This is a genomic window from Aliirhizobium wenxiniae (genome assembly GCF_019511445.1).
Taxonomy (GTDB): domain Bacteria; phylum Pseudomonadota; class Alphaproteobacteria; order Rhizobiales; family Rhizobiaceae; genus Neorhizobium; species Neorhizobium wenxiniae_A.
The window spans coordinates 1-255 of record NZ_JAEUAN010000129.1 but is presented as its reverse complement, the minus strand read 5'-3'; the positions used below and the strand labels follow the sequence as shown (position 1 = coordinate 255).

General features: G+C 59.2%; 1 protein-coding gene. It reads right to left on the bottom strand.

Annotated features, from left to right (window positions below; all coding sequences use genetic code 11):
- Positions 1–255, bottom strand: a 255-nt coding sequence (locus tag JNB91_RS30600; protein ID WP_220329141.1) for an ATP-binding protein, incomplete at both ends; no start/stop codon positions are given.

Sequence of the window (255 nt, the reverse complement as noted above, 5' to 3'; positions counted from 1 at the left end):
CCTTTGCCTTCTCCTGCTCGAGCGCATTGACCAATTCGATGGTCGAGAAGAAGCGGACCTTTCGGCGGTGATGCTCGATAGCCTGGACGCCGAGAGCAGTCGCGACGTGTGTTTTACCTGTGCCCGGCCCGCCGACGAGAACAATGTTCTGTGCTCCGTCCATGAACTCGCATCGATGCAGTTGACGCACCGTCGCCTCGTTGATCTCGCTGGCGGCGAAGTCGTAGCCGGAGATATCCTTGTAGGCTGGGAAGC